This window comes from Devosia soli (assembly GCF_000970455.1).
Lineage (GTDB): Bacteria > Pseudomonadota > Alphaproteobacteria > Rhizobiales > Devosiaceae > Devosia > Devosia soli.
Genome location: NZ_LAJG01000040.1, coordinates 1 through 495, shown reverse-complemented (window position 1 = coordinate 495; position 495 = coordinate 1). Strand labels below are relative to the sequence as shown.

Annotated in this window: 2 protein-coding genes; one reads left to right on the top strand and one right to left on the bottom strand. The window is 63.2% G+C overall.

Annotation, left to right across the window (positions count from 1 at the left end):
* A partial coding sequence (locus tag VW35_RS21860) for a hypothetical protein (protein WP_152662637.1) occupies positions 1–182 on the bottom strand: 182 nt, incomplete at its 3' end.
* Here VW35_RS21860 and VW35_RS21855 point away from each other — a divergent pair.
* A complete protein-coding gene (locus tag VW35_RS21855; protein ID WP_152662636.1) occupies positions 174–383 on the top strand; it encodes a hypothetical protein in 210 nt (69 codons plus the stop codon). The two genes, VW35_RS21860 and VW35_RS21855, sit on opposite strands and share 9 nt — an antisense overlap.
* Positions 384–495 lie beyond the last annotated feature (112 nt).

Below are 495 nucleotides of genomic sequence, written 5' to 3'. Positions count from 1 at the left end.
ATACATGTCACGTTCTCGATTTCCCCGGGCGTCGACGCCGTATCGATAGCGTCCTCGAACGAGGCCTGTCCGCCACCCTCCCCGATGAATGCCACCAGAAACTCACCGACGTTTAGCGCGCGTCCGACGATGACGTGCCCCGCGTCATGGGTTGCCACGCGCCGGCGCACGGATTGACGCATTTTCGCTCCGCCTTTCTGGATCTGGTCGAGAACGTCCGAAATGCGCAATTCGCGACGCGCGCGGCGCGCCGCGCGCGTCGCGAATTGCGCATTTCGGACGTTCTCGACCAGATCCAGAAAGGCGGAGCGAAAATGCGTCAATCCGTGCGCCGGCGCGTGGCAACCCATGACGCGGGGCACGCCTTCGTCGCCGCGCGCTAAACGTCGGTGAGTTTCTGGTGGCATTCATCGGGGAGGGTGGCGGACAGGCCTCGTTCGAGGACGCTATCGATACGGCGTCGACGCCCGGGGAAATCGAGAACGTGACATGTAT